At 54.8% G+C, this 24,946-nt stretch carries 35 protein-coding genes; all 35 read right to left on the bottom strand.

Going from position 1 to position 24,946, the window contains the following annotated elements:
- Nucleotides 1-49: 49 nt before the first annotated feature.
- Entirely contained in the window at nt 50-514 is a 465-nt protein-coding gene (bfr, locus tag B723_RS01650) for a bacterioferritin (RefSeq protein WP_008030905.1), read from the bottom strand.
- A gap of 149 nt (nt 515-663) precedes the next feature.
- Entirely contained in the window at nt 664-2,118 is a 1,455-nt protein-coding gene (locus tag B723_RS01655; protein WP_017341068.1) for a catalase, read from the bottom strand.
- Nucleotides 2,119-2,320: 202 nt separating this feature from the next.
- Nucleotides 2,321-2,707, bottom strand: coding sequence for a 50S ribosomal protein L17 (gene rplQ, locus B723_RS01660; protein WP_007943777.1), 387 nt, complete (start codon nt 2,705-2,707; stop codon nt 2,321-2,323).
- A gap of 42 nt (nt 2,708-2,749) precedes the next feature.
- The gene (locus B723_RS01665) at nt 2,750-3,751 is read right to left on the bottom strand and encodes a DNA-directed RNA polymerase subunit alpha (RefSeq protein ID WP_003186012.1); all 1,002 of its coding nucleotides are present in this window, start codon (nt 3,749-3,751) and stop codon (nt 2,750-2,752) included.
- Between the two features lie 22 nt (nt 3,752-3,773).
- A complete protein-coding gene (rpsD, locus tag B723_RS01670; protein ID WP_003210056.1) occupies nt 3,774-4,394 on the bottom strand; it encodes a 30S ribosomal protein S4 in 621 nt (206 codons plus the stop codon).
- A gap of 18 nt (nt 4,395-4,412) precedes the next feature.
- Nucleotides 4,413-4,802, bottom strand: a complete 390-nt coding sequence (gene rpsK, locus B723_RS01675; protein ID WP_002555466.1) for a 30S ribosomal protein S11 — start codon at nt 4,800-4,802, stop codon at nt 4,413-4,415.
- A 30-nt stretch (nt 4,803-4,832) separates the two neighbouring features.
- Entirely contained in the window at nt 4,833-5,189 is a 357-nt protein-coding gene (gene rpsM / locus B723_RS01680; RefSeq protein WP_003186020.1) for a 30S ribosomal protein S13, read from the bottom strand.
- Between the two features lie 130 nt (nt 5,190-5,319).
- Entirely contained in the window at nt 5,320-5,436 is a 117-nt protein-coding gene (gene rpmJ / locus B723_RS01685; RefSeq protein WP_002555468.1) for a 50S ribosomal protein L36, read from the bottom strand.
- A 27-nt stretch (nt 5,437-5,463) separates the two neighbouring features.
- Nucleotides 5,464-6,792 (bottom strand): preprotein translocase subunit SecY, encoded by a 1,329-nt coding sequence (secY, locus tag B723_RS01690; RefSeq protein WP_008073883.1) that lies wholly within the window; start codon nt 6,790-6,792, stop codon nt 5,464-5,466.
- Complete coding sequence (gene rplO / locus B723_RS01695) at nt 6,793-7,230, bottom strand: 50S ribosomal protein L15 (protein ID WP_007896782.1); 438 nt, start codon at nt 7,228-7,230, stop codon at nt 6,793-6,795.
- 3 nt (nt 7,231-7,233) lie between these two features.
- A complete protein-coding gene (gene rpmD / locus B723_RS01700; RefSeq protein ID WP_003186033.1) occupies nt 7,234-7,410 on the bottom strand; it encodes a 50S ribosomal protein L30 in 177 nt (58 codons plus the stop codon).
- Nucleotides 7,411-7,412: 2 nt separating this feature from the next.
- Entirely contained in the window at nt 7,413-7,913 is a 501-nt protein-coding gene (gene rpsE / locus B723_RS01705) for a 30S ribosomal protein S5 (protein WP_007943782.1), read from the bottom strand.
- Nucleotides 7,914-7,916: 3 nt separating this feature from the next.
- The gene (rplR, locus tag B723_RS01710) at nt 7,917-8,267 is read right to left on the bottom strand and encodes a 50S ribosomal protein L18 (RefSeq protein ID WP_017341069.1); all 351 of its coding nucleotides are present in this window, start codon (nt 8,265-8,267) and stop codon (nt 7,917-7,919) included.
- Nucleotides 8,268-8,277: 10 nt separating this feature from the next.
- Complete coding sequence (gene rplF, locus B723_RS01715) at nt 8,278-8,811, bottom strand: 50S ribosomal protein L6 (protein WP_003176412.1); 534 nt, start codon at nt 8,809-8,811, stop codon at nt 8,278-8,280.
- 12 nt (nt 8,812-8,823) lie between these two features.
- Entirely contained in the window at nt 8,824-9,216 is a 393-nt protein-coding gene (gene rpsH, locus B723_RS01720; protein WP_003186040.1) for a 30S ribosomal protein S8, read from the bottom strand.
- A gap of 210 nt (nt 9,217-9,426) precedes the next feature.
- The gene (gene rpsN / locus B723_RS01725) at nt 9,427-9,732 is read right to left on the bottom strand and encodes a 30S ribosomal protein S14 (RefSeq protein ID WP_003176414.1); all 306 of its coding nucleotides are present in this window, start codon (nt 9,730-9,732) and stop codon (nt 9,427-9,429) included.
- A gap of 13 nt (nt 9,733-9,745) precedes the next feature.
- Nucleotides 9,746-10,285 (bottom strand): 50S ribosomal protein L5, encoded by a 540-nt coding sequence (gene rplE, locus B723_RS01730; protein WP_003176415.1) that lies wholly within the window; start codon nt 10,283-10,285, stop codon nt 9,746-9,748.
- A 22-nt stretch (nt 10,286-10,307) separates the two neighbouring features.
- A complete protein-coding gene (rplX, locus tag B723_RS01735) occupies nt 10,308-10,622 on the bottom strand; it encodes a 50S ribosomal protein L24 (RefSeq protein ID WP_003176416.1) in 315 nt (104 codons plus the stop codon).
- Nucleotides 10,623-10,633: 11 nt separating this feature from the next.
- On the bottom strand, nt 10,634-11,002 hold the full coding sequence (gene rplN / locus B723_RS01740) for a 50S ribosomal protein L14 (RefSeq protein WP_002555479.1): 369 nt from the start codon (nt 11,000-11,002) through the stop codon (nt 10,634-10,636).
- 23 nt (nt 11,003-11,025) lie between these two features.
- Nucleotides 11,026-11,292, bottom strand: coding sequence for a 30S ribosomal protein S17 (gene rpsQ, locus B723_RS01745; RefSeq protein WP_003176419.1), 267 nt, complete (start codon nt 11,290-11,292; stop codon nt 11,026-11,028).
- 2 nt (nt 11,293-11,294) lie between these two features.
- Nucleotides 11,295-11,486, bottom strand: a complete 192-nt coding sequence (rpmC, locus tag B723_RS01750) for a 50S ribosomal protein L29 (protein WP_008030901.1) — start codon at nt 11,484-11,486, stop codon at nt 11,295-11,297.
- Nucleotides 11,486-11,899 (bottom strand): 50S ribosomal protein L16, encoded by a 414-nt coding sequence (gene rplP, locus B723_RS01755; RefSeq protein WP_007896757.1) that lies wholly within the window; start codon nt 11,897-11,899, stop codon nt 11,486-11,488. The genes rpmC and rplP overlap by 1 nt, the downstream gene beginning before the upstream one ends.
- A 12-nt stretch (nt 11,900-11,911) precedes the next feature.
- The gene (gene rpsC, locus B723_RS01760) at nt 11,912-12,598 is read right to left on the bottom strand and encodes a 30S ribosomal protein S3 (protein ID WP_003176422.1); all 687 of its coding nucleotides are present in this window, start codon (nt 12,596-12,598) and stop codon (nt 11,912-11,914) included.
- A gap of 13 nt (nt 12,599-12,611) precedes the next feature.
- Complete coding sequence (gene rplV, locus B723_RS01765) at nt 12,612-12,944, bottom strand: 50S ribosomal protein L22 (RefSeq protein WP_003103908.1); 333 nt, start codon at nt 12,942-12,944, stop codon at nt 12,612-12,614.
- A gap of 13 nt (nt 12,945-12,957) precedes the next feature.
- A complete protein-coding gene (gene rpsS, locus B723_RS01770) occupies nt 12,958-13,233 on the bottom strand; it encodes a 30S ribosomal protein S19 (protein WP_002555486.1) in 276 nt (91 codons plus the stop codon).
- Between the two features lie 16 nt (nt 13,234-13,249).
- Nucleotides 13,250-14,074, bottom strand: a complete 825-nt coding sequence (rplB, locus tag B723_RS01775; protein WP_003210080.1) for a 50S ribosomal protein L2 — start codon at nt 14,072-14,074, stop codon at nt 13,250-13,252.
- A 14-nt stretch (nt 14,075-14,088) separates the two neighbouring features.
- Complete coding sequence (rplW, locus tag B723_RS01780) at nt 14,089-14,388, bottom strand: 50S ribosomal protein L23 (protein ID WP_002555488.1); 300 nt, start codon at nt 14,386-14,388, stop codon at nt 14,089-14,091.
- Nucleotides 14,385-14,987: a 50S ribosomal protein L4 gene (gene rplD, locus B723_RS01785; protein WP_007896707.1), complete on the bottom strand. Its 603-nt coding sequence runs from the start codon at nt 14,985-14,987 to the stop codon at nt 14,385-14,387. Before rplD ends, rplW begins: the two co-directional genes overlap by 4 nt.
- 12 nt (nt 14,988-14,999) lie before the next feature.
- Nucleotides 15,000-15,635 (bottom strand): 50S ribosomal protein L3, encoded by a 636-nt coding sequence (rplC, locus tag B723_RS01790; RefSeq protein WP_003186059.1) that lies wholly within the window; start codon nt 15,633-15,635, stop codon nt 15,000-15,002.
- An 80-nt stretch (nt 15,636-15,715) separates the two neighbouring features.
- Nucleotides 15,716-16,027 (bottom strand): 30S ribosomal protein S10, encoded by a 312-nt coding sequence (gene rpsJ, locus B723_RS01795; protein WP_003186070.1) that lies wholly within the window; start codon nt 16,025-16,027, stop codon nt 15,716-15,718.
- Between the two features lie 156 nt (nt 16,028-16,183).
- Nucleotides 16,184-17,377: an elongation factor Tu gene (gene tuf, locus B723_RS01800; RefSeq protein WP_052909674.1), complete on the bottom strand. Its 1,194-nt coding sequence runs from the start codon at nt 17,375-17,377 to the stop codon at nt 16,184-16,186.
- A 31-nt stretch (nt 17,378-17,408) separates the two neighbouring features.
- Nucleotides 17,409-19,514: an elongation factor G gene (gene fusA, locus B723_RS01805; protein WP_017341072.1), complete on the bottom strand. Its 2,106-nt coding sequence runs from the start codon at nt 19,512-19,514 to the stop codon at nt 17,409-17,411.
- A gap of 30 nt (nt 19,515-19,544) precedes the next feature.
- Nucleotides 19,545-20,015 carry a 30S ribosomal protein S7 gene (gene rpsG / locus B723_RS01810; RefSeq protein ID WP_002555493.1) on the bottom strand — a complete coding sequence of 157 codons (471 nt, stop codon included), beginning with the start codon at nt 20,013-20,015 and terminating at the stop codon, nt 19,545-19,547.
- Nucleotides 20,016-20,134: 119 nt separating this feature from the next.
- Complete coding sequence (gene rpsL / locus B723_RS01815; protein ID WP_002555494.1) at nt 20,135-20,506, bottom strand: 30S ribosomal protein S12; 372 nt, start codon at nt 20,504-20,506, stop codon at nt 20,135-20,137.
- A gap of 216 nt (nt 20,507-20,722) precedes the next feature.
- Nucleotides 20,723-24,922, bottom strand: coding sequence for a DNA-directed RNA polymerase subunit beta' (gene rpoC / locus B723_RS01820; RefSeq protein ID WP_017341073.1), 4,200 nt, complete (start codon nt 24,920-24,922; stop codon nt 20,723-20,725).
- Nucleotides 24,923-24,946: the final 24 nt, after the last annotated feature.

Consider the following 24,946-nt stretch of genomic DNA (forward strand, 5'->3'; position numbering starts at 1 on the left):
GCCCCTGTCACTTTGTCGATGACAGGGGCTTTTTTGTGTCCGGGTGCAATCAGGTGTGAGATTGCAGGTAATTCTCAAGACCGATCAACTTGATCAGACCCAACTGCTTCTCGAGCCAGTAGGTGTGATCTTCTTCGGTATCGTTCAACTGAATGCGCAGCATCTCGCGGCTGACGTAGTCTTTGTGCTGCTCGCAGAGTTCGATGCCCTTGCAGAGTGCGGCACGGACTTTGTATTCCAGACGCAGATCGGCAGCGAGCATGTCCGGTACCGTGGTGCCGACATCGAGATCGTCTGGACGCATGCGTGGCGTGCCTTCCAGCATCAGGATCCGGCGCATCAGGGCATCGGCGTGCCCTGCTTCCTCTTCCATCTCGTGGTTGATTCGTTCGTAGAGCTTGGTGAATCCCCAGTCCTCATACATCCGCGAGTGAACGAAATATTGATCACGGGCAGCCAGTTCGCCGGTCAGCAACGTGTTGAGGTAATCGATTACGTCTGGGTGGCCTTGCATCGCCCTACATCTCCCTGCTTGAAAGTCTGTAGTTTGAACCACAGCGACTGTTTGGTCACTGTGTAAGCGCGATAAAAGCGAAGATATTCTGAGAAAAGTGGTTTAAATAGCGCAAAAACCGCCCAGATGAGGGCGGTTCTGCTTCTCGTTTAGACTTCGTTAAGCTGTACGTTAAGAGCCTTTGCGATTGCTTCTCCATACGCCGGGTCGGCCTTGAAGAAATGCTGCAATTGGCGATCAACCACATCGCTTGAAACACCAGACATCGCCCCGGCAATGTTGTTGACCAAGAGCGCCTTCTGTTCATCATTCATGAGCCGGAACAGCGCACCGGCATGGCTGTAGTAGTCGTTGTCTTCGCGATGATCGTAACGATCAGCCGCGCCATTCAATGCCAGAGCTGGCTCAGCATAGCGAGACGCTTGTTTTGGCGAATCGACGTAGCTGTTCGGCTCATAGTTCGGCGTAGCGCCGCCATTGCTGCCAAACGCCATGGAACCATCACGCTGGTAGCTGTTGACCGGGCTGCGAGGCGCATTCACCGGCAGCTGCTGGTGGTTGGTGCCTACACGGTAGCGGTGCGCATCTGCATAAGCGAACACGCGGCCTTGCAGCATGCGGTCTGGCGACAGGCCGACACCCGGCACCATGTTGCTCGGACCGAACGCCGCCTGCTCGACTTCGGCGAAGTAGTTCAGCGGATTACGGTTGAGCTCCAGCTCCCCGACTTCGATCAGTGGAAACTCTTTCTGCGACCAGGTCTTGGTCACGTCGAAAGGGTTCTCGTGGTGCGCCGCAGCCTGGGCCTCAGTCATGATCTGAATGCATACGCGCCATTTCGGGAAATCACCGCGCTCAATTGCACCAAACAAGTCGCGCTGAGCGTAATCCGGATCGGTACCCGCCAGGCGTGCAGCCTCTGCCGGCGCCAGATTCTTGATACCTTGCTGGGTCTTGTAGTGCCACTTCACCCAGTGACGCTCGCCGCTGGCGTTGATCAGGCTGTACGTGTGGCTGCCGAACCCGTGCATGTGACGGTAGCCGTCAGGAATGCCACGGTCCGAAAACAGGATGGTGACCTGGTGCAGCGCCTCAGGCGAGTGCGACCAGAAGTCCCACATCATCTGCGCGCTTTTCAGGTTGCTCTGAGGCAGGCGTTTTTGAGTGTGGATAAAGTCCGGAAATTTGAGCGGATCGCGAATGAAGAACACCGGCGTGTTGTTGCCTACGATGTCCCAGTTGCCTTCCTCGGTGTAGAACTTCAGGGCGAAGCCACGTGGATCCCGCTCTGTATCGGCCGAACCGCGCTCACCGCCTACGGTGGAAAACCGCAGGAACGTTGGGGTTTGCTTGCCAACGGATTCAAACAGCTTGGCACTGGTGTACTCGGTGATGTCACGCGTGACGGTGAACGTACCGTAAGCACCCGAGCCTTTGGCGTGCACGCGGCGCTCCGGGATGTTTTCACGGTTGAAGTGCGCAAGCTTTTCGATCAGGTGGAAGTCGTCGAGGAGCAATGGGCCACGAGGGCCGGCGGAACGAGAATTCTGGTTGTCGGCGACAGGAGCGCCACTGGCGGTCGTAAGTATTTTATTTTGGCTCATGCGATCTCTTCCTCTGTCAGTCTTTAACTGCCGGCTAATCGGCTGAGAGGGAGTATCGATCAGAAACGTTACACCTACTAATTCATTAACCTGCAGGCTTCGATAGAAAATAACTAACGAAGCGAGCCGTTAAGGGCAAAACTTTTCAATCGCCCACAAAAAACCGGGCACAGGGCCCGGTTTTTCGTTTCAGACTGACGTCTTACTCAGCGGATACAGCTTCACCGCCGGTAGCACGATCAACCAACTCGACGTACGCCATAGGCGCGTTGTCGCCAGTGCGGAAACCGCACTTGAGGATGCGCAGGTAGCCACCCTCACGGGTAGCGTAACGCTTGCCCAGGTCGTTGAAGAGCTTACCAACGATAGCTTTCGAACGAGTACGGTCGAAAGCCAGACGGCGGTTAGCCAGGCTGTCTGTCTTGGCCAAAGTGATCAGCGGCTCAGCAACGCGACGCAGTTCTTTAGCTTTCGGCAGTGTAGTTTTGATCAGCTCGTGCTCGAACAGCGACACTGCCATGTTTTGAAACATGGCCTTGCGGTGCGAGCTAGTGCGGCTCAGGTGACGACCACTTTTACGATGACGCATGGTTCATTCCTTACCAAACACGACGTTCGGTGATTACGACGATCAGGCAGTCGCCTTGTCGTCCTTCTTAAGACTTGCAGGCGGCCAGTTGTCGAGGCGCATGCCGAGGGACAGACCGCGGGAGGCCAGAACGTCCTTGATTTCAGTCAAGGATTTCTTGCCAAGGTTCGGAGTCTTCAACAGCTCTACTTCGGTACGCTGAATCAGGTCACCGATGTAGTAGATGTTTTCCGCCTTAAGGCAGTTAGCCGAACGTACAGTCAGTTCCAGATCGTCAACCGGGCGAAGCAGGATCGGATCGATCTCGTCTTCCTGCTCGACAACCACAGGCTCACTGTCACCTTTAAGGTCGACGAACGCAGCCAACTGCTGTTGCAGGATGGTTGCAGCGCGGCGAATAGCCTCTTCAGGATCCAGGGTACCGTTGGTTTCCAGATCAATAACCAGCTTGTCCAGGTTAGTACGCTGCTCGACACGGGCGTTTTCCACCACGTATGCGATACGGCGAACCGGGCTGAACGAAGAGTCAAGCTGCAAGCGACCGATGCTGCGGCTTTCGTCTTCATCGCTCTGACGCGAGTCTGCCGGTTCATAACCACGACCACGAGCTACGGTGAGCTTCATGTTCAGGGCGCCGTTAGACGCCAGGTTAGCGATTACGTGATCGGGGTTAACGATCTCGACATCATGATCCAGCTGAATATCGGCAGCGGTAACCACCCCCGAACCCTTCTTCGACAAGGTCAGCGTAACTTCGTCACGACCGTGCAGCTTGATAGCCAGACCTTTAAGGTTCAACAGGATTTCAATTACGTCTTCCTGTACGCCTTCGATGGCGCTGTACTCATGGAGTACACCGTCAATCTCGGCCTCGACTACTGCACAGCCGGGCATTGAGGACAACAGGATGCGTCGCAGCGCGTTGCCCAGGGTGTGGCCGAAACCACGCTCGAGAGGCTCGAGAGTGATCTTGGCGCGGGTTGGACTGACAACCTGCACATCAATATGGCGGGGTGTCAGGAACTCATTTACCGAAATCTGCATGGATGCACCTATTTTCTAGCCCTTACTTGGAGTAGAGCTCGACAATCAGGCTTTCGTTGATGTCGGCGGACAGATCACTGCGAGCTGGAACGTTCTTGAAAACGCCCGACTTCTTCTCAGTGTCTACTTCTACCCATTCTACGCGGCCACGTTGGGCACACAGATCGAGAGCTTGGACAATGCGAAGTTGGTTCTTTGCTTTCTCGCGAATCGCGACCACGTCACCAGCACGAACCTGGTACGACGGCACGTTTACGGTCTGACCGTTAACGCTGACGGATTTGTGCGATACCAGCTGACGGGATTCGGCACGAGTAGAGCCAAAACCCATACGGTATACAACGTTGTCCAGACGGCATTCGAGCAGTTGCAGCAGGTTCTCACCAGTTGCACCTTTCTTGCCAGCAGCTTCTTTGTAGTAGCCGCTGAATTGACGCTCGAGAACGCCGTAGATACGACGGACCTTCTGCTTTTCACGCAGTTGGGTGCCGTAATCGGACTGGCGACCGCGGCGTTGGCCGTGGATACCAGGTGCTGCTTCAATGTTGCACTTCGATTCGATCGCGCGCACGCCGCTCTTCAGAAAGAGATCGGTGCCTTCGCGACGAGCGAGTTTGCATTTTGGACCAATGTAACGAGCCATTCTTTACAATCTCCTGGATTACACGCGGCGCTTCTTCGGCGGACGGCACCCGTTGTGCGGGATTGGCGTCACGTCGGTGATGCTGGCGATCTTGTAGCCACAGCCGTTCAAAGCGCGGACTGCAGATTCACGACCTGGGCCTGGACCTTTGACGTTAACGTCGAGGTTTTTCAGACCGTATTCCAGCGCAGCTTGACCAGCACGTTCAGCAGCTACTTGAGCAGCAAACGGGGTGGACTTGCGGGAACCGCGGAAACCCGAACCACCGGAGGTAGCCCAGGAAAGAGCGTTGCCTTGACGGTCGGTGATGGTCACGATTGTGTTGTTAAAAGAAGCATGGATGTGGGCGATGCCATCAACCACTGTCTTTTTAACTTTTTTACGAGGACGAGCAGCAGGTTTAGCCATGATTAATTTCCTGTCGATTCGCTGGGGCGATTACTTGCGGATCGGCTTACGCGGACCTTTACGGGTACGCGCGTTAGTCTTGGTACGCTGACCGCGCACTGGAAGACCACGACGATGACGCAGACCGCGATAGCAACCGAGGTCCATCAAACGCTTGATTTTCATGTTGATTTCGCGACGCAGGTCACCTTCAGTGGTGAACTTCGCCACTTCGCCACGCAGCTGTTCAATCTGCTCGTCGCTCAGATCCTTGATCTTTGCGGCTGGGTTTACCCCAGTCACTGCACAGATCTTCTGTGCAGTAGTGCGACCAACACCATAGATGTAGGTCAGCGAGATAACAGTATGCTTGTTATCTGGAATGTTAACGCCTGCAATACGGGCCATTCAGTGGGACTCCAATTGACAGCTACCTACGCCCCGGAAGCCAAGAAATAGGGCGCGAGATAATATCGCTGTAATAACAAATAATCAACCCGGTAGCGCACTAGCTACCGGGCTTGAAGCACAATCACACTCAGCCTTGGCGCTGTTTGTGACGCGGTTCCGCGCTGCAAATTACTCGAACAACACCTTCGCGGCGAATAATCTTGCAGTTACGGCACAGCTTTTTCACCGATGCACGAACTTTCATCACCAACTCCTCGAACCTTATGGGTACTCAGCGCAACATGCCGCTGCCGTAACCCTTCAGGTTGGCTTTCTTCATCAGGGATTCGTACTGGTGCGAAACGAGGTGCGATTGTACTTGGGACATGAAGTCCATCACAACCACGACGACGATCAGCAACGAGGTCCCGCCAAGGTAGAACGGTACGTTTGCCGCAACCACCAGGAACTGGGGAAGCAGACACACGGCCGTCATATATAGAGCACCGAACAGGGTCAAACGAGTCAGAACGCCATCAATGTAGCGTGCCGACTGCTCACCTGGACGGATGCCCGGAATAAAGGCACCGGACTTCTTCAGGTTTTCCGCTACGTCTTTCGGATTGAACATCAACGCCGTATAGAAGAAGCAGAAGAAAATAATCCCTGCACTAAACAGCAGAATATTCAACGGCTGACCAGGAGCGATCGACTGCGAGATGTCCTGCAACCAGCCCATACCTTCAGACTGACCGAACCAGGTACCCAACGAAGCCGGGAACAGCAAAATGCTGCTCGCGAAAATAGCCGGAATAACACCGGCCATGTTCACCTTCAGCGGCAAGTGGCTAGTCTGCGCAGCGAAGACCTTCCGGCCCTGCTGACGCTTGGCGTAGTGAACAGCAATACGACGCTGGCCACGCTCAATGAACACCACAAAACCGATAATCGCTACTGCCAGCAAACCGATGGCAACCAGGGCAAAAATGTTGATATCACCCTGACGTGCAGACTCGAAAGACTGCCCGATCGCTCTCGGAAGACCGGCGACGATACCTGCGAAAATCAACATCGAGATACCGTTGCCAACACCACGCTCAGTAATCTGCTCACCCAGCCACATCATGAACATCGCACCAGCCACAAAAGTGGATACCGCGACGAAATGGAAGCCAAAGTCACCAGTGAACGATACGCCCTGCCCCGCCAGACCAATGGACATGCCAATTGCCTGAACGAGAGCGAGGACGACAGTGCCGTAGCGGGTGTACTGGGCAATCTTGCGACGCCCAGCTTCACCTTCCTTCTTCAACTGCTCCAGCTGCGGGCTGACGGCTGTCATCAGTTGCATGATGATCGATGCCGAGATGTACGGCATGATCCCCAGTGCAAAGATGCTCATCCGCTCCAGCGCGCCGCCGGAAAACATGTTGAACAAGCTAAGAATGGTCCCCTCATTCTGTCGAAACAGGTCCGCGAGTCGGTCCGGGTTGATACCTGGAACCGGGATGTGTGCGCCTATTCGGTAGACGATAATCGCCAGGAACAGAAAACGCAGACGAGCCCAGAGTTCAGACATACCGCCTTTGCCGAGCGCAGAGAGAGCACCTTGCTTAGCCATTTATTCCTCGAACTTGCCGCCAGCTGCTTCGATAGCCGCACGCGCACCTTTGGTGGCGCCGATTCCCTTTCCGATGGTAACAGCGCGAGTCACTTCGCCGGACAGCATGATTTTCACACGCTGTACGTTGACGTTGATCACGTTGGCATCTTTCAAGGACTGCACGGTGACGATGTCGCCTTCCACTTTAGCCAGCTCGGACAAACGCACTTCTGCGCGATCCATGGCTTTCAGGGAAACGAAACCGAACTTTGGCAGGCGACGATGCAGCGGCTGTTGACCGCCTTCAAAGCCTGGAGCAATGGTGCCACCGGAGCGGGAGGACTGACCTTTGTGGCCACGGCCACCGGTCTTGCCCAAACCACTACCGATACCACGGCCCGGACGATGCTTTTCGCGACGGGAACCCGGCGCTGGACTCAGATCATTGAGTTTCATCGATTAACCCTCGACACGCAGCATGTAGTAAGCCTTGTTGATCATCCCGCGATTCTCGGGAGTATCAAGTACTTCTACAGTGTGACCGATGCGACGCAGACCCAGACCCTTAACGCACAGTTTGTGGTTAGGGATGCGGCCGGTCATGCTTTTGATCAGCGTAACTTTAACGGTAGCCATGATCAGAAGATCTCCTTGACGCTTTTGCCACGCTTGGCGGCAATGGATTCAGGAGACTGCATAGCTTTCAAACCTTTGAAAGTGGCGTGAACCACGTTTACCGGGTTAGTCGAGCCGTAGCACTTGGCCAGAACGTTCTGAACGCCAGCAACTTCGAGGACAGCACGCATAGCGCCGCCAGCGATGATACCGGTACCTTCAGATGCAGGCTGCATGTACACCTTCGAAGCGCCGTGACCGGACTTCATTGCGTACTGCAGAGTGGTGCCGTTCAGATCAACTTGGATCATGTTGCGACGAGCAGCTTCCATTGCCTTCTGGATCGCAGCAGGCACTTCACGTGACTTGCCACGGCCGAAGCCAACACGCCCTTTACCATCACCAACCACGGTCAACGCGGTGAAAGTGAAGATACGGCCGCCTTTAACGGTTTTGGCTACGCGGTTAACTTGAACCAGCTTCTCGATGTAGCCTTCGTCGCGCTTTTGGTCGTTATTTGACATAACTTAGAACTCCAGCCCAGCTTCACGAGCAGCATCAGCCAGCGCTTTAACGCGGCCGTGGTACTTGAAGCCAGAGCGGTCGAAAGCCACTTGCGAGACGCCAGCGGCCTTAGCACGCGTAGCGACCAGCTGGCCAACCTTAGTGGCCGCGTCGATGTTGCCAGTAGCACCATCACGCAGTTCTTTATCCAAAGTCGAGGCAGATGCCAGAACTTTGGCGCCGTCGGCCGAAATGACCTGGGCGTAGATGTGCTGCGACGAGCGGAACACGCAGAGACGCACGACTTCGAGTTCGTGCATTTTCAGGCGTGCTTTGCGAGCGCGACGCAGTCGAGTAACTTTTTTGTCGGTCATTTGCTATGCCCTACTTCTTCTTGGCTTCTTTACGACGGACGACTTCGTCCGCGTAGCGCACACCTTTGCCTTTGTACGGCTCTGGTGGACGGAAGTCGCGGATCTCGGCGGCCACTTGACCTACCAGCTGCTTATCGATGCCCTTGATCAGGATATCGGTCTGGCTAGGAGTCTCAGCGGTGATGCCTTCCGGCAGTTCATAATCCACTGGGTGCGAGAAGCCAAGAGCCAGGTTCAGCACTGTGCCTTTTGCTTGCGCTTTGTAACCAACACCGACCAGCTGGAGCTTACGCTCGAAGCCTTGGCTTACGCCTTGGACCATGTTGTTTACCAACGCACGAGTGGTACCAGCCATTGCGCGAGTTTGTTGATCGCCATTGCGAGCAGCGAAACGCAGCTCACCAGCTTCTTCAACGATCTCAACGGACGAATGGATGTTCAGTTCGAGAGTGCCCTTGGCACCCTTCACCGAAAGCTGTTGGCCTGCGAATTTGACTTCGACACCGGCTGGCAGCTTAACGGGGTTCTTAGCGACGCGTGACATGCTTATCCCCCCTTAGAACACAGTGCAAAGAACTTCGCCGCCGACACCGGCAGCGCGCGCAGCACGATCCGTCATCACACCTTTGTTGGTGGAGACGATAGACACACCGAGACCGCCACGAACTTTTGGCAGATCATCGACGGACTTGTACTGACGCAGGCCTGGACGGCTAACGCGCTTCACTTCCTCGATGACCGGACGGCCTTCGAAGTACTTCAGCTCGATGGACAGCAGTGGCTTGATTTCGCTGCTGATCTGATAACCCGCAATGTAACCTTCGTCCTTCAGGACTTTGGCAACAGCTACCTTCAAAGTAGAAGATGGCATGCTTACGACGGACTTTTCAGCCATCTGGGCATTACGGATTCGAGTTAGCATGTCCGCTAACGGGTCCTGCATACTCATGGGCTAGACGCTCCTAATACACAAAAAATTAGCCTTGCGGCTACTACGTGTCGCCGAGTACATCCGCGCGAAAAAAGCACGGGCTCAGGCGAGCCGGGTATTCTAGACACACCCCACAAATGAATCAAGCCCCAAAAGGGGCTTGATTCAAGTTCAAGGTCACCGGCGGTCAGGATCTTGCGATCCCGAACACCGAGACTTTGACAGTGCTTACCAGCTGGCTTTAACCAGACCAGGTACGTCACCACGCATGGCCGCTTCACGCAGTTTGTTACGGCCGAGGCCGAACTTGCGGTAAACGCCGTGTGGACGACCGGTCAGGCGGCAGCGGTTACGCATGCGCGAAGCGCTTGCGTCACGTGGCTGCTTCTGCAGAGCGACTGTAGCTTCCCAACGTGCTTCTGGACTTGCGTTCAGATCAACGATGATAGCTTTCAGTGCTGCACGCTTTTTGGCGTACTTGGCAACCGTGAGCTGACGCTTCAGCTCGCGGTTTTTCATGCTCATCTTGGCCATTTTCCTACTCCAATCAGTTGCGGAACGGGAATTTGAAAGCACGCAACAGGGCGCGACCTTCGTCATCGTTCTTGGCAGTGGTGGTCAGGGTAATGTCCAGACCGCGGAGAGCATCGATCTTGTCGTAGTCGATTTCCGGGAAGATGATCTGCTCTTTAACGCCCATGCTGTAGTTACCACGACCATCGAAGGACTTGGCATTCAGGCCGCGGAAGTCGCGAACCCGAGGCAGGGAGATCGACAGCAGACGATCCAGGAATTCATACATACGCTCACGGCGCAGGGTCACTTTGACGCCGATCGGCCAACCTTCACGGACTTTAAAGCCAGCGATGGATTTCCGAGCGTAGGTCACAACGACTTTCTGGCCGGTGATCTTTTCCAGGTCAGCAACAGCGTGCTCGATGACTTTTTTGTCACCGACCGCTTCGCCCAGACCCATGTTCAGGGTGATTTTTGTAACGCGTGGAACTTCCATCACGTTCGAAAGCTTAAGTTCTTCCTTAAGCTTCGGTGCGATTTCCTTCCAGTAAATCTCTTTTAGTCGTGCCATGGTCTCATCTACCTAGCAGTGTTCAAGCATCAACCGCTTTTTGGGTCGACTTGAAGACACGAATTTTCTTGCCGTCTTCTACTTTAAAACCAACGCGATCAGCCTTGTTGGTTTCGCCGTTGAAAATGGCGACGTTAGAAGCATCCAGTGGAGCTTCTTTTTCGACGATACCGCCTTGCACGCCCGACATAGGGTTAGGCTTGGTATGACGCTTTACCAGGTTCAGACCGCCAATAACCAGACGGTTGTTAGCGAGAACCTTAAGCACCTTACCGCGCTTACCTTTGTCTTTGCCGGCGATCACGATGATCTCGTCGTCACGACGAATCTTTTGCATGTCGGATCTCCTTACAGCACTTCTGGGGCGAGCGAGACGATCTTCATGAACTTCTCAGTACGAAGTTCACGGGTCACTGGCCCAAAGATACGGGTGCCGATCGGCTCTTGCTTGTTGTTCAGAAGAACAGCAGCGTTGCCATCAAAGCGGATAATGGAGCCATCAGCACGACGTACGCCGTGACGAGTGCGGACTACAACAGCAGTCATCACTTGGCCTTTTTTCACTTTACCGCGAGGAATTGCTTCCTTCACGGTAACTTTGATGATGTCACCGATACCAGCGTAACGACGATGGGAGCCACCCAGCACCTTGATGCACATAACGCGGCGTGCGCCGCTGTTATCGGCCACATCGAGCATGGATTGAGTCTGAATCATATAATTTCTCCGACCCCTAGTCCTTAGACTTCCACAGCGCGTTCGAGAACATCAACCAGCGCCCAAGACTTGGTCTTGGCCAAAGGACGAGTTTCACGAATAGTGACTTTGTCGCCGATGTGGCACTGATTGGTTTCGTCGTGCGCGTGCAGCTTAGTCGAACGCTTAACGTATTTACCGTAGATCGGGTGCTTTACGCGACGCTCGATCAGAACGGTGATGGTCTTGTCCATTTTGTCGCTGACAACACGGCCAGTCAGCGTACGGACGGTTTTTTCGGCTTCAGCCATGATTACTTACCTGCCTGCTGTTTGAGCACAGTCTTCACGCGAGCGATGTCACGCTTAACTTGCCGGAGCAGGTGAGACTGCCCCAACTGGCCAGTTGCTTTCTGCATACGCAGATTGAACTGGTCGCGCAGCAGGCCGAGCAGTTGCTCGTTAAGCTGCGGCGCGTCTTTTTCACGAAGTTCGTTCGCTTTCATCACATCACCGTCCGTTTAACAAAAGCGGTGGCGAGCGGCAGCTTTGCAGCAGCCAGGGCAAAAGCCTCACGCGCCAGCTCTTCAGAAACGCCCTCGATTTCATACAGGACTTTGCCTGGCTGAATCTGGGCAACCCAGTACTCCACACTACCCTTACCTTTACCCATCCGAACTTCGAGGGGCTTTTTGGAAATAGGCTTGTCCGGGAATACACGGATCCAGATCTTGCCGCCACGTTTAACGTGACGGGTCAGTGCACGACGCGCTGACTCGATCTGACGAGCGGTGAGACGACCACGAGCTACAGACTTCAGCGCGAACTCGCCGAAGCTGACTTTGCTACCGCGCTGAGCCAGACCACGGTTGTGGCCTGTCATCTGCTTGCGGAACTTCGTACGCTTTGGTTGCAACATTTGGCGTACCCCTTACTTAGCAGCTTTTTTACGAGGCGCTGGTGCTTGTGGTTTCAGTTCTTCTTGGCGACCACCAATTACTTCGCCCTTGAAGATCCAAACCTTTACACCGATCACACCGTAAGTGGTGTGAGCTTCGTAGTTGGCATAGTCGATGTCGGCACGCAGGGTGTGCAGTGGCACACGACCTTCGCGATACCATTCAGTACGTGCGATTTCAGCACCGCCGAGACGACCGCTCACTTGGATTTTGATGCCTTTGGCACCAATGCGCATGGCGTTCTGTACAGCGCGCTTCATAGCGCGACGGAACATTACGCGACGCTCCAGCTGCTGAGCTACGCTCTGCGCAACCAACATACCGTCGAGCTCCGGCTTGCGGATTTCTTCGATATTGATGTGCACAGGCACACCCATTTGCTTGGTCAGGTCCTGACGCAGTTTCTCAACATCTTCACCTTTCTTCCCGATAACGATACCTGGACGAGCGGTGTGGATGGTGATACGTGCAGTTTGAGCCGGACGATGGATATCGATACGGCTTACGGACGCGCTTTTTAGTTTGTCTTGGAGATACTCACGCACCTTCAGATCAGCGAACAAATAGTCCGCATAAGTCCGACCGTCTGCGTACCAGACGGAGGTGTGCTCCTTGACGATTCCCAGGCGAATGCCAATGGGATGTACTTTCTGACCCATCTCTTCGACTCCGTTACTTGTCAGCAACCTTGACAGTGATATGGCAAGACCGCTTGACGATGCGATCAGCACGGCCTTTGGCACGTGGCATGATTCGCTTCAGCGAACGCCCTTCGTTGACGAAAACGGTGCTGACTTTAAGGTCATCAACGTCTGCGCCTTCGTTATGCTCGGCGTTGGCTACGGCCGACTCCAGCACTTTCTTCATGATCTCGGCGGCTTTCTTACTGCTGAAAGCCAACAGGTTGAGCGCTTCGCCCACCTTCTTCCCGCGGATCTGGTCGGCGACCAAGCGGGCTTTCTGGGCGGAGATTCGAGCGCCCGACAACTTAGCGGCTACTTCCATCGTTCCTTACCCCTTAACGCTTGGCTTTCTTGTCTGCCACGTGCCCACGATATGTGCGGGTACCGGCAAACTCGCCCAGTTTGTGGCCGACCATGTCTTCGTTCACGAGAACTGGAACATGTTGACGACCGTTATGCACTGCAATGGTCAGACCGACCATTTGTGGCAGGATCATCGAACGACGCGACCAGGTTTTAACTGGTTTGCGATCGTTCTTTTCCGCCGCCACTTCGATCTTCTTCAGTAGGTGAAGATCAATAAAAGGACCTTTTTTCAGAGAACGTGGCACTGTCGTATCCCTCTATTTACTTGCGACGACGGACGATCATTTTGTCGGTACGCTTATTACCACGAGTCTTCGCGCCCTTAGTCGGGAAGCCCCATGGCGATACCGGATGACGACCACCAGAGGTACGACCTTCACCACCACCATGTGGGTGGTCAACCGGGTTCATGGCAACACCACGAACGGTTGGGCGAACGCCACGCCAGCGTTTGGCACCAGCTTTACCCAGCGAACGCAGGCTGTGCTCGGAGTTCGAGACTTCACCCAGGGTCGCGCGGCATTCAGCCAGCACTTTACGCATCTCACCAGAACGCAGACGCAGGGTCACGTAGACACCTTCACGAGCGATCAGCTGAGCCGAAGCACCAGCGGAACGAGCGATTTGCGCGCCTTTACCTGGCTTCAATTCGATGCCGTGTACGGTGCTACCAACTGGAATGTTACGCAGTTGCAGAGCGTTGCCCGGCTTGATCGGTGCCAGAGCACCTGCGATCAGCTGGTCGCCAGCACTCACGCCTTTAGGGGCGATGATGTAGCGACGCTCGCCATCTGCGTACAGCAGCAGAGCGATGTGAGCAGTACGGTTTGGATCGTATTCGATACGCTCGACAGTGGCAGCGATGCCATCTTTGTCGTTGCGACGGAAATCGACCAGACGATAATGCTGCTTATGGCCACCACCGATGTGACGAGTGGTAATACGACCATTGTTGTTACGACCACCAGTCTTCGATTTTTTCTCGAGCAGCGGTGCGTGAGGAGCGCCTTTATGCAGCTCCTGGTTGACCACCTTGACCACAAAACGGCGGCCAGGGGAAGTCGGTTTGCATTTAACGATTGCCATGATGCACCCCTTCCTTACTCAGCACTGCTGCTGAAATCGAGATCTTGGCCTGGCTGAAGGGAGATAACTGCCTTCTTCCAGTCATTACGCTTGCCCAGACCGCGAGCAGTGCGCTTGCTCTTACCCAGAACATTCAGGGTAGTAACACGCTCTACTTTCACGCTGAACAGGCTTTCGACGGCCTTCTTGATTTCCAGCTTGGTTGCGTCAGTTGCAACCTTGAAAACGAACTGGCCTTTCTTGTCAGCCAGAACCGTAGCCTTCTCGGAAACGTGCGGGCCAAGCAGAACTTTAAATACGCGTTCCTGGTTCATCCCAGCAGCTCCTCGAATTTCTTCACGGCCGACACGGTGATCAACACCTTGTCGTATGCGATCAGACTAACTGGATCGGAACCTTGCACGTCACGTACATCAACGTGTGGCAGGTTACGAGCAGCCAGGTACAGGTTCTGATCAACTACTTCAGACACGATCAAGACGTCAGTCAGGCCCATGCCGGTCAGTTTGTTCAGCAGATCTTTGGTCTTCGGTGCATCAACAGCGAAGTCCTGAACCACAACCAGACGATCAGTACGCACCAGCTCAGCAAGGATGGAGCGCATTGCTGCGCGATACATCTTCTTGTTCAGCTTCTGGGTGTGATCCTGAGGACGAGCTGCGAAAGTGGTACCGCCGCCACGCCAGATTGGGCTACGGATAGTACCGGCACGAGCACGGCCAGTACCTTTCTGACGCCATGGGCGCTTACCGCCACCACGAACGTCGGAACGGGTCTTTTGCTGCTTGCTACCTTGACGGCCGCCAGCCATGTAGGCCACGACTGCTTGGTGAACCAGCGTCTCGTTGAATTCGCCGCCAAATGTCAGTTCGGAAACTTCGATCGCTTGAGCGTCATTTACATTTAATTGCATGTCAGCTTCCCCTTAACCGCGAGCCTTGGCTGCTGGACGTACAACCAAGTTGCCGCCAGTAGCGCCAGGAACAGCACCCTTGACCAACAACAGATTGCGTTCAGCGTCCACGCGCACTACTTCGAGGGACTGCACGGTCACGCGCTCAGCGCCCATATGACCGGACATTTTTTTGCCCTTGAATACACGACCAGGAGTCTGGCACTGGCCGATAGAGCCTGGAACGCGGTGGGACACGGAGTTACCGTGGGTATTATCTTGCCCGCGGAAGTTCCAACGCTTGATCGTACCCTGGAAGCCTTTACCCTTGGACTGACCGGTTACATCAACCAGCTGACCAGCGGCGAAGATTTCAGCGTTGATCAGATCGCCGGCCTGGTACTCGCCTTCTTCAAGACGGAATTCCATTACGGTACGACCAGCGGCTACGTTCGCCTTAGCGAAGTGGCCAGCCTGAGCAGCTGTTACACGCGAAGCACGACGCTCGCCTACAGTGACTTGCACTGCACGATAGCCATCGGTCTCTTCAGTTTTGAACTGGGTGACGCGATTCGGCTCGATCTCAATGACCGTGACCGGAATGGAGACACCTTCTTCGGTGAAAATACGGGTCATACCGCATTTACGACCGACTACACCAATAGTCATGTTGTAAACCTCATGAGTGTACGGGGCTTTCACCCGCTATGGCCGCCCATTTCAGAGCGTTACACGACTAAGACCGAGTCTTAGCCGAGGCTGATCTGCACTTCCACACCGGCCGCAAGATCAAGCTTCATAAGAGCATCAACGGTTTTATCCGTTGGCTGGACGATGTCCAGAACGCGCTTATGAGTACGGATCTCGTACTGGTCACGCGCGTCTTTGTTGACGTGCGGGGAGACCAGAACGGTGAACCGCTCTTTACGGGTAGGCAGTGGAATTGGACCACGCACTTGAGCACCAGTACGTTTCGCGGTTTCCACGATTTCCTGGGTGGATTGGTCGATCAGGCGATGGTCAAAAGCCTTCAACCTGATACGGATTTGCTGATTTTGCATTGGATTTCAGACTCCGGCTGCTATTCCCACCGGGCGCAATACGCCCGTTAAAAGGAGGCGCAATTCTATAGACGCCCCAGATAGGTGTCAACCCAATAAAAAAGCCCCCGCTAAGCGGGGGCTTTTTCAACTCATCAAAGCTTACTCAAAAAGAGCTTACTCGATGATTTTGGCTACGACGCCAGCGCCGACGGTACGACCGCCTTCACGGATAGCGAAACGCAGACCGTCTTCCATTGCGATGGTCTTGATCAGGGTGACAACCATTTTGATGTTGTCGCCTGGCATTACCATTTCAACGCCTTCCGGCAGTTCGCAGTTACCAGTCACGTCAGTAGTACGGAAGTAGAACTGTGGACGGTAGCCTTTGAAGAACGGAGTATGACGACCGCCTTCTTCTTTGCTCAGAACGTAGACTTCAGCTTCGAACTTGGTGTGCGGCTTAACCGAACCTGGCTTAACCAGAACCTGGCCACGCTCAACGTCGTCACGCTTGGTACCACGCAGCAGAACGCCGCAGTTCTCGCCAGCACGACCTTCGTCGAGCAGCTTACGGAACATTTCAACACCGGTGCAGGTGGTGACGGTAGTGTCACGCAGACCAACGATTTCCAGTGGATCCTGAACCTTGACGATACCGCGCTCGATACGACCAGTTACAACAGTACCGCGACCGGAGATCGAGAATACGTCTTCGATTGGCATCAGGAACGGCTTGTCGATAACACGAACTGGATCTGGAATGTAGCTGTCCAGAGTCTCAACCAGTTTACGAACGGCAGTGGTGCCCATTTCGTTGTCGTCTTGGCCGTTCAGAGCCATCAGAGCCGAACCGATGATGATCGGAGTGTCGTCACCTGGGAAGTCGTAAGTGCTCAGCAGGTCGCGCACTTCCATCTCAACCAGTTCCAGCAGCTCAGCGTCGTCAACCATGTCAGCCTTGTTCAGGAAGACAACGATGTACGGAACGCCAACCTGGCGGGACAGCAGGATGTGCTCACGGGTTTGTGGCATCGGACCATCAGCGGCCGAGCAAACCAGGATAGCGCCGTCCATCTGAGCAGCACCGGTGATCATGTTCTTCACATAGTCAGCGTGACCTGGGCAGTCAACGTGAGCGTAGTGACGGATCAGCGAGTTGTATTCAACGTGCGCGGTGTTGATGGTGATACCACGAGCCTTTTCTTCTGGAGCGCTGTCGATTTTGTCGAAAGCAACAACAGCCGAACCGAAAACTTCGGAGCAGACGCGAGTCAGAGCAGCAGTCAGAGTGGTTTTACCATGGTCAACGTGACCGATGGTGCCAACGTTGACGTGCGGTAGGGAACGATCAAATTTTTCTTTAGCCACGACAATTAACTCCTAGCCTAAAGGGGCTGAATCAGCCTTGTTTTTTGGTAACGGTTTCGACGATGTGCGACGGAGCCGTATTGTATTTTTTGAATTCCATAGAGTAGCTTGCGCGACCTTGGGACATGGAACGGACGTCGGTCGCATAACCGAACATCTCACCCAGCGGAACTTCAGCACGAATTACTTTGCCGGAGACCGTGTCTTCCATACCCAGGATCATGCCGCGACGACGGTTAAGGTCGCCCATCACGTCACCCATATAGTCTTCAGGCGTAACAACCTCTACCGCCATGATCGGCTCAAGCAACTCACCACCGCCCTTCTGGGCCAGTTGCTTGGTCGCCATGGAAGCAGCCACCTTAAACGCCATCTCGTTGGAGTCGACGTCGTGGTAGGAACCATCAAACACGGTAGCCTTCAGGCCGATCAGCGGATAGCCGGCAACTACGCCGTTCTTCATCTGCTCTTCGATACCCTTCTGGATAGCCGGGATGTATTCCTTAGGAACCACACCACCCACTACTTCGTTCAGGAATTGCAGACCTTCCTGACCTTCGTCAGCAGGAGCAAAACGAATCCAGCAGTGACCGAACTGGCCACGACCGCCGGACTGACGAACGAACTTGCCTTCAATTTCGCAGCTCTTCGTGATGCGCTCACGGTACGAAACTTGAGGCTTACCGATGTTGGCTTCGACGTTGAACTCACGGCGCATCCGGTCTACCAGGATGTCCAGGTGCAACTCGCCCATGCCGGAGATGATCGTTTGACCAGTCTCTTCATCAGTCTTGACGCGGAAAGATGGATCTTCCTGAGCAAGTTTGCCCAGAGCGATACCCATTTTTTCCTGGTCGTCCTTGGTCTTAGGCTCAACGGCAACCGAAATAACCGGCTCCGGGAAGTCCATGCGAACCAGGATGATTGGCTTGTCAGCGTTGCACAAAGTTTCACCCGTGGTGACGTCCTTCATGCCGATCAAGGCCGCGATGTCACCAGCGCGTACTTCCTTGATTTCTTCACGGGCGTTTGCGTGCATTTGCACCATACGACCCACGCGCTCTTTCTTGCCTTTAACCGAGTTGATCACGCCGTCGCCGGAGGCCAACACGCCCGAGTAAACGCGGACGAAGGTCAAGGTACCCACGAATGGGTCGGTAGCGATCTTGAACGCCAGAGCCGAGAACGGCTCGCTGTCGTCTGCGTGACGCTCCATTTCCTTGGTCTCGTCATCCGGGTCAGTACCCTTGATGGCAGGAATGTCGGTAGGAGCAGGCAGGTAGTCGATAACGGCGTCGAGAACCAGGGGAACACCCTTGTTCTTGAAGGAAGAACCGCAAACAGCCAGAACGATCTCGCCAGCGATAGTACGCTGACGCAGAGCGGCCTTGATTTCCGCGTTAGTGAGTTCTTCACCTTCGAGGTACTTGTTCATCAGCTCTTCGCTGGCTTCGGCTGCAGCTTCAATCATGTTGCCGCGCCATTCGTCAGCCAGTTCCTGCAATTCAGCAGGGATAGGCTTGCGAACAGGAACCATGCCTTTGTCGGAGTCATTCCAGTAAACAGCTTCCATGGCCATCAGATCGATCTGACCCTGGAAATTGTCTTCGGAACCGATAGCCAACTGGATTGGCACCGGGGTGTGACCCAGACGCTGCTTGATCTGACCGATCACGCGCAGGAAGTTCGCACCAGCACGGTCCATCTTGTTTACGTAAACAAGACGTGGAACGCCGTATTTGTTGGCCTGACGCCATACGGTTTCCGACTGAGGCTCAACACCCGAGGTACCGCAGAACACAACAACCGCGCCGTCGAGAACACGCAGGGAACGTTCAACTTCAATAGTGAAGTCAACGTGGCCCGGGGTGTCGATGACGTTGAAGCGGTATTGGTCTTTGTGCTGCTTCTCGGAACCCTGCCAGAAGGCGGTAATGGCAGCAGAAGTAATGGTAATACCACGCTCCTGCTCCTGCACCATCCAGTCGGTGGTCGCGGCGCCGTCATGCACCTCGCCCATTTTGTGACTTTTGCCAGTGTAAAAAAGGACGCGCTCGGTGGTGGTGGTTTTACCAGCATCCACGTGAGCTACGATACCAATGTTACGGTAGCGATTAATCGGTGTTGTACGAGCCATAAAGCCCTCGCAAAATTAGTGACGCTAAAATTAGAAGCGGTAGTGCGAGAAAGCCTTGTTGGCTTCAGCCATACGGTGCACGTCTTCACGCTTCTTAACTGCAGCACCTTTACCTTCAGCAGCGTCCAACAGTTCGCCAGCCAAACGCAGAGCCATAGACTTCTCGCCGCGCTTACGGGCGAAGTCTACCAACCAGCGCATTGCCAGAGCGTTACGACGGGACGGACGAACTTCGACCGGAACCTGGTAAGTAGCACCGCCTACACGGCGCGACTTTACTTCGACCAGCGGAGCGATGGCGTCGAGAGCTTTCTCGAAGATTTCCAGGGGGTCGCTGTTCTTGCGTTCTTTAACCTTTTCCAGCGCGCCATAAACGATACGCTCGGCAACGGCTTTCTTGCCGCTTTCCATCACGTGGTTCATGAACTTGGCCAGGATCTGGCTGCCGTATTTTGGATCGTCAAGCACTTCGCGCTTGGCTGCTACGCGTCTTCTTGGCATGGATAAGCCCTCAAACGGTCTTCAGGTTCGCTCGGAATCGGTGCCCTTTCGGGACGCCTCCGACCTTACTCTTATCGACTCAGAAAAATAGATGATTCAGTTTTTACAAAAAGCCACTACTACTTAGGCTTCTTGGTACCGTACTTCGAACGACCCTGGTTACGACCTTTAACGCCGGAAGTATCCAAAGAACCGCGAACGGTGTGGTAACGAACACCTGGCAAGTCTTTTACACGGCCGCCACGAATCAGTACGACGCTGTGCTCTTGCAGGTTGTGGCCTTCACCGCCGATGTACGAGGAAACCTCGAAACCGTTGGTCAGACGCACACGGCATACTTTACGCAGTGCCGAGTTAGGTTTTTTCGGCGTAGTGGTATACACACGGGTGCATACGCCACGACGTTGCGGGCAGTTCTGCAGCGCAGGCACGTCGGATTTCTCGACGATACGCTTACGCGGCTGACGTACCAGCTGGTTGATAGTTGCCATCTACTAGCTCCACTGTTGTCTTGCGACGCTATTGTCTTGCAAGAAAAGCAAAATGGCAGGAACGAATTCCCGCCAAATTTAGGGGTACAAGAGTCTAAAGAGGATCTTGCCCCCAGTCAAGGCAAGGCCCCGACCTCCCCGCTCATCCAACCTCGACAATTTGTCTCGATTCGATGAACGGAATGGCCAGGGCCTCACACTCATTTATCGCAGAACTCAGTTACCGCTCGAGTTCAGCGCTTCGGTCAGTGCAGCTTCCACTTCACTGGCGCTTACGCGCAACGGTTTGTCAGCATCACGGCGGCGCTTACGCTCGCTGTGATAAGCCAGACCGGTACCCGCCGGGATCAGACGACCCACGACGACGTTTTCTTTCAGGCCGCGCAGGTAGTCGCGTTTGCCGGTTACCGCCGCTTCGGTCAGTACGCGAGTGGTTTCCTGGAAGGAAGCCGCCGAGATGAACGATTCGGTGGACAGCGATGCCTTGGTGATACCCAACAGTACGCGAGTGAACTTGGAAACGAATTTCTCGTCGCCAGCCAGACGCTCGTTCTCTACCAGAACGTGAGTCAATTCCATCTGGTCGCCCTTGATGAAACTGGAATCGCCGGATTCAGCGATCTCAACTTTACGCAGCATCTGACGCAGGATGGTCTCGATGTGCTTGTCGTTGATCTTCACGCCTTGCAGACGATAAACGTCCTGGATCTCGTTCACGATGTACTTGGCCAGCGCACTCACACCCAGCAGACGCAGGATGTCGTGTGGATCGCTCGGGCCGTCGGAGATAACTTCGCCGCGGTTTACCTGTTCGCCTTCGAAGACGTTCAGGTGGCGCCACTTCGGAATCAGCTCTTCGTACGGATCGCTACCGTCGTTCGGGGTGATAACCAGACGGCGCTTGCCTTTGGTCTCTTTACCGAACGCGATGGTGCCGCTGACTTCAGCCAGAATCGAGGCTTCTTTCGGACGACGGGCTTCGAACAAGTCGGCAACACGCGGCAGACCACCGGTGATGTCGCGGGTCTTCGAAGTCTCTTGCGGAATACGAGCGATAACATCACCGATCGCGATTTTCGCACCGTCCGCCACACCGACAAGGGCGTTGGCAGGCAGGAAGTACTGAGCAATTACATCGGTACCCGGCAGCAAGAGATCCTTGCCGTTGTCATCAACCATCTTCACAGCAGGACGGATATCTTTACCGGCAGCTGGACGGTCTTTGGCGTCGAGTACTTCAATGTTGGTCATACCGGTCAATTCGTCAGTCTGACGCTTGATCGTGATGCCTTCTTCCATGCCCACGTAGGTCACGGTACCTTTCATTTCGGTAACGATTGGGTGAGTGTGCGGATCCCACTTGGCCACGATTGCGCCAGCGTCGACCTTGTCACCTTCCTTAACCGAAATCACAGCACCGTACGGCAGCTTGTAGCGCTCGCGCTCACGACCGAAGTCATCAGCGATTGCCAGCTCACCGGAACGGGATACAGCTACCAGGCAGCCATCCACTCGCTCAACGTGTTTCAGGTTGTGCAGACGGACGGTACCGCCATTCTTCACCTGAACGCTGTCGGCTGCGGAGGTCCGGCTTGCCGCACCACCGATGTGGAACGTACGCATGGTCAGCTGGGTACCCGGCTCACCAATGGACTGGGCAGCGATAACGCCGACCGCTTCACCGATGTTCACCTGGTGACCACGAGCCAAGTCACGGCCATAGCACTTGGCGCAGATGCCGTAGCGGGTTTCGCAGCTGATCGGCGAACGCACGATCACTTCGTCGATGCTGTTCAGCTCGATGAACTCGACCCACTTCTCGTCTACCAGCGTGCCGGCAGGAACGATAACTTCTTCGGTACCTGGCTTGAATACGTCACGGGCAATGACACGACCCAATACGCGCTCACCCAATGGCTCAACAACGTCACCGCCTTCAATGTGCGGAGTCATTACCAGGCCATGCTCGGTGCCGCAATCGATCTCGGTCACAACCAGATCCTGCGCCACGTCTACCAGACGACGAGTCAGGTAACCGGAGTTCGCAGTTTTCAACGCGGTATCCGCCAGACCTTTACGAGCACCGTGAGTCGAGATGAAGTACTGAAGTACGCTCAAACCTTCACGGAAGTTCGCAGTAATCGGCGTTTCGATGATGGAACCGTCCGGCTTGGCCATCAGGCCACGCATACCGGCCAGCTGACGGATCTGCGCAGCAGAACCCCGTGCACCCGAGTCGGCCATCATGTACATCGAGTTGAAAGACTCTTGGTCGACTTCGACGCCATGACGGTCGATGACTTTCTCTTTCGAGAGGTTGGCCATCATCGCCTTGGAAACTTCGTCGTTAGCCTTGGACCAAAGGTCGATCACTTTGTTGTACTTCTCGCCCTGAGTTACCAGGCCGGAGGCGTACTGACTTTCGATCTCTTTCACTTCGTCGGTGGCAGCACCGATGATGCGGGCTTTTTCATCCGGGATAACGAAGTCGTTAACACCGATGGAAACGCCGGAAATGGTCGAATAAGCAAAACCGGTGTACATCAACTGATCAGCGAAGATCACGGTCTCTTTCAAACCAACCACGCGATAGCATTGGTTGATCAGCTTGGAGATCGCCTTTTTCTTCATCGGCTGGTTGACGACGTCGTACGACAGGCCAGGTGGAACAACCTGGAACAACAGCGCACGGCCGACAGTGGTGTCGACGATACGGGTGTTCTTGACGCTGCCACCGTCACGATCGTTAACGGTTTCGTTGATCCGCACTTTGACCTTGGCGTGCAGTGCGGCTTCGCCGGCACGGAACACACGGTCAACTTCCTGCAGATCCGCGAACACACGACCTTCGCCCTTGGCGTTGATCGCTTCACGAGTCATGTAGTACAGACCCAATACAACGTCCTGCGAAGGAACGATGATTGGCTCACCGTTGGCTGGCGACAGAATGTTGTTGGTCGACATCATCAACGCACGCGCTTCCAGCTGGGCTTCCAGCGTCAGCGGTACGTGCACGGCCATTTGGTCGCCGTCGAAGTCGGCGTTGTACGCAGCACAGACCAGAGGGTGCAGCTGGATAGCCTTACCTTCGATCAGTACTGGTTCAAACGCCTGGATACCCAGACGGTGAAGGGTCGGTGCACGGTTGAGGAGAACCGGGTGTTCACGGATCACTTCAGCGAGAACGTCCCAAACTTCCGGCAGCTCGCGCTCGACCATCTTCTTGGCTGCTTTGATGGTGGTCGCAAGACCACGCATTTCCAGCTTGCCGAAAATGAACGGCTTGAACAGCTCGAGAGCCATTTTCTTCGGCAGACCGCACTGGTGCAGACGCAGGGTCGGACCTACGGTAATTACCGAACGGCCAGAGTAGTCAACACGCTTACCGAGCAAGTTCTGACGGAAACGACCCTGCTTACCCTTGATCATGTCAGCCAGGGATTTCAGAGGACGCTTGTTCGAACCGGTGATGGCGCGACCACGACGACCGTTGTCGAGCAGTGCGTCGACGGCTTCCTGCAACATACGCTTTTCGTTGCGCACGATGATGTCCGGAGCGGACAGATCCAGCAGGCGCTTCAAGCGGTTGTTACGGTTGATCACTCGACGATAAAGATCGTTGAGGTCGGAAGTCGCGAAGCGACCGCCATCCAACGGGACCAGCGGACGCAGATCTGGCGGCAGAACCGGCAGAACGGTCAGCACCATCCATTCTGGAAGGTTGCCGGAACCCTGGAAGGCTTCCATCAACTTCAGACGCTTGGACAGCTTCTTGATTTTGGTTTCGGAGTTGGTTTGCGGAATTTCTTCACGCAGACGGCCAATCTCGTGTTCCAGGTCGATAGCGTGCAGCAGTTCGCGGACAGCTTCGGCACCCATGCGGGCATCAAAATCGTCGCCGAACTCTTCCAGCGCTTCGAAATACTGCTCGTCGTTCAGCAGCTGACCCTTTTCAAGGGTGGTCATGCCTGGATCGATAACGACATAGCTCTCGAAGTAGAGAACGCGCTCGATATCACGCAGGGTCATGTCCATCAGCAAACCGATACGCGACGGCAGCGATTTCAGGAACCAGATGTGGGCAACTGGCGAGGCCAGTTCGATGTGCGCCATGCGCTCACGACGAACTTTAGCCAGCGCGACTTCAACGCCGCACTTCTCGCAGATCACACCACGATGCTTCAAGCGCTTGTACTTACCGCACAGGCACTCGTAATCCTTTACCGGGCCAAAGATCTTGGCGCAGAACAGGCCGTCACGCTCAGGTTTGAACGTACGGTAGTTGATGGTTTCCGGCTTTTTAACTTCACCGAACGACCACGAACGGATCATCTCAGGCGATGCCAATCCAATACGGATGGCGTCGAACTCTTCGACTTGACCCTGGTTTTTCAGCAAATTCAGTAGGTCTTTCAAGGCCTTTCCTCCTGGCGGAGCAGA

This window comes from Pseudomonas fluorescens NCIMB 11764 (assembly GCF_000293885.2).
Classification (GTDB): Bacteria; Pseudomonadota; Gammaproteobacteria; order Pseudomonadales; family Pseudomonadaceae; genus Aquipseudomonas; species Aquipseudomonas fluorescens_B.

Coding starts and splice junctions, on each gene's coding strand:
- rplE (WP_003176415.1), bottom strand. CDS start 10,285: ATGGCACGACTAAAAGAGATTTACTGGAAGGAAATCGCACCGAAGCTT.
- rpsD (WP_003210056.1), bottom strand. CDS start 4,394: ATGGCTCGTTACATTGGTCCAAAATGCAAACTCGCTCGTCGCGAAGGC.
- rpsM (WP_003186020.1), bottom strand. CDS start 5,189: ATGGCCCGTATTGCAGGCGTTAACATTCCAGATAACAAGCATACTGTT.
- rpsN (WP_003176414.1), bottom strand. CDS start 9,732: ATGGCCAAGATGAGCATGAAAAACCGCGAGCTGAAGCGTCAGCTCACG.
- B723_RS01655 (WP_017341068.1), bottom strand. CDS start 2,118: ATGAGCCAAAATAAAATACTTACGACCGCCAGTGGCGCTCCTGTCGCC.
- B723_RS01665 (WP_003186012.1), bottom strand. CDS start 3,751: ATGCAGATTTCGGTAAATGAGTTCCTGACACCCCGCCATATTGATGTG.
- rpmJ (WP_002555468.1), bottom strand. CDS start 5,436: ATGAAAGTTCGTGCATCGGTGAAAAAGCTGTGCCGTAACTGCAAGATT.
- rpmD (WP_003186033.1), bottom strand. CDS start 7,410: ATGGCTACCGTTAAAGTTACGCTGATCAAAAGCATGACCGGCCGCATC.
- rplQ (WP_007943777.1), bottom strand. CDS start 2,707: ATGCGTCATCGTAAAAGTGGTCGTCACCTGAGCCGCACTAGCTCGCAC.
- rpsC (WP_003176422.1), bottom strand. CDS start 12,598: ATGGGTCAGAAAGTACATCCCATTGGCATTCGCCTGGGAATCGTCAAG.
- rplD (WP_007896707.1), bottom strand. CDS start 14,987: ATGCAATTAAATGTAAATGACGCTCAAGCGATCGAAGTTTCCGAACTG.
- rplC (WP_003186059.1), bottom strand. CDS start 15,635: ATGACTATTGGTGTAGTCGGTCGTAAATGCGGTATGACCCGTATTTTC.
- rpsK (WP_002555466.1), bottom strand. CDS start 4,802: ATGGCTAAACCTGCTGCTCGTCCTCGTAAAAAAGTTAAAAAGACAGTG.
- rpsH (WP_003186040.1), bottom strand. CDS start 9,216: ATGAGTATGCAGGACCCGTTAGCGGACATGCTAACTCGAATCCGTAAT.
- rpsQ (WP_003176419.1), bottom strand. CDS start 11,292: ATGGCTGAAGCCGAAAAAACCGTCCGTACGCTGACTGGCCGTGTTGTC.
- rplN (WP_002555479.1), bottom strand. CDS start 11,002: ATGATTCAGACTCAATCCATGCTCGATGTGGCCGATAACAGCGGCGCA.
- rpsE (WP_007943782.1), bottom strand. CDS start 7,913: ATGTCAAATAACGACCAAAAGCGCGACGAAGGCTACATCGAGAAGCTG.
- rplP (WP_007896757.1), bottom strand. CDS start 11,899: ATGTTGCAACCAAAGCGTACGAAGTTCCGCAAGCAGATGACAGGCCAC.
- fusA (WP_017341072.1), bottom strand. CDS start 19,514: ATGGCTCGTACAACACCGATTAATCGCTACCGTAACATTGGTATCGTA.
- rpsJ (WP_003186070.1), bottom strand. CDS start 16,027: ATGCAAAATCAGCAAATCCGTATCAGGTTGAAGGCTTTTGACCATCGC.
- rplO (WP_007896782.1), bottom strand. CDS start 7,230: ATGAAACTCAATGATCTGAGTCCAGCGCCGGGTTCCCGTCGCGAAAAG.
- rplB (WP_003210080.1), bottom strand. CDS start 14,074: ATGGCAATCGTTAAATGCAAACCGACTTCCCCTGGCCGCCGTTTTGTG.
- rpsG (WP_002555493.1), bottom strand. CDS start 20,015: ATGCCAAGAAGACGCGTAGCAGCCAAGCGCGAAGTGCTTGACGATCCA.
- rplF (WP_003176412.1), bottom strand. CDS start 8,811: ATGTCACGCGTCGCTAAGAACCCCGTTAAGCTGCCAGCCGGTGTCGAA.
- rplV (WP_003103908.1), bottom strand. CDS start 12,944: ATGGAAGTAGCCGCTAAGTTGTCGGGCGCTCGAATCTCCGCCCAGAAA.
- rpmC (WP_008030901.1), bottom strand. CDS start 11,486: ATGAAAGCGAACGAACTTCGTGAAAAAGACGCGCCGCAGCTTAACGAG.
- rplR (WP_017341069.1), bottom strand. CDS start 8,267: ATGACCGACAAAAAAGTTACTCGACTGCGTCGCGCTCGCAAAGCACGC.
- rplX (WP_003176416.1), bottom strand. CDS start 10,622: ATGCAAAAGATTCGTCGTGACGACGAGATCATCGTGATCGCCGGCAAA.
- rplW (WP_002555488.1), bottom strand. CDS start 14,388: ATGAACCAGGAACGCGTATTTAAAGTTCTGCTTGGCCCGCACGTTTCC.
- rpsL (WP_002555494.1), bottom strand. CDS start 20,506: ATGGCAACTATCAACCAGCTGGTACGTCAGCCGCGTAAGCGTATCGTC.
- bfr (WP_008030905.1), bottom strand. CDS start 514: ATGCAAGGCCACCCAGACGTAATCGATTACCTCAACACGTTGCTGACC.
- secY (WP_008073883.1), bottom strand. CDS start 6,792: ATGGCTAAGCAAGGTGCTCTCTCTGCGCTCGGCAAAGGCGGTATGTCT.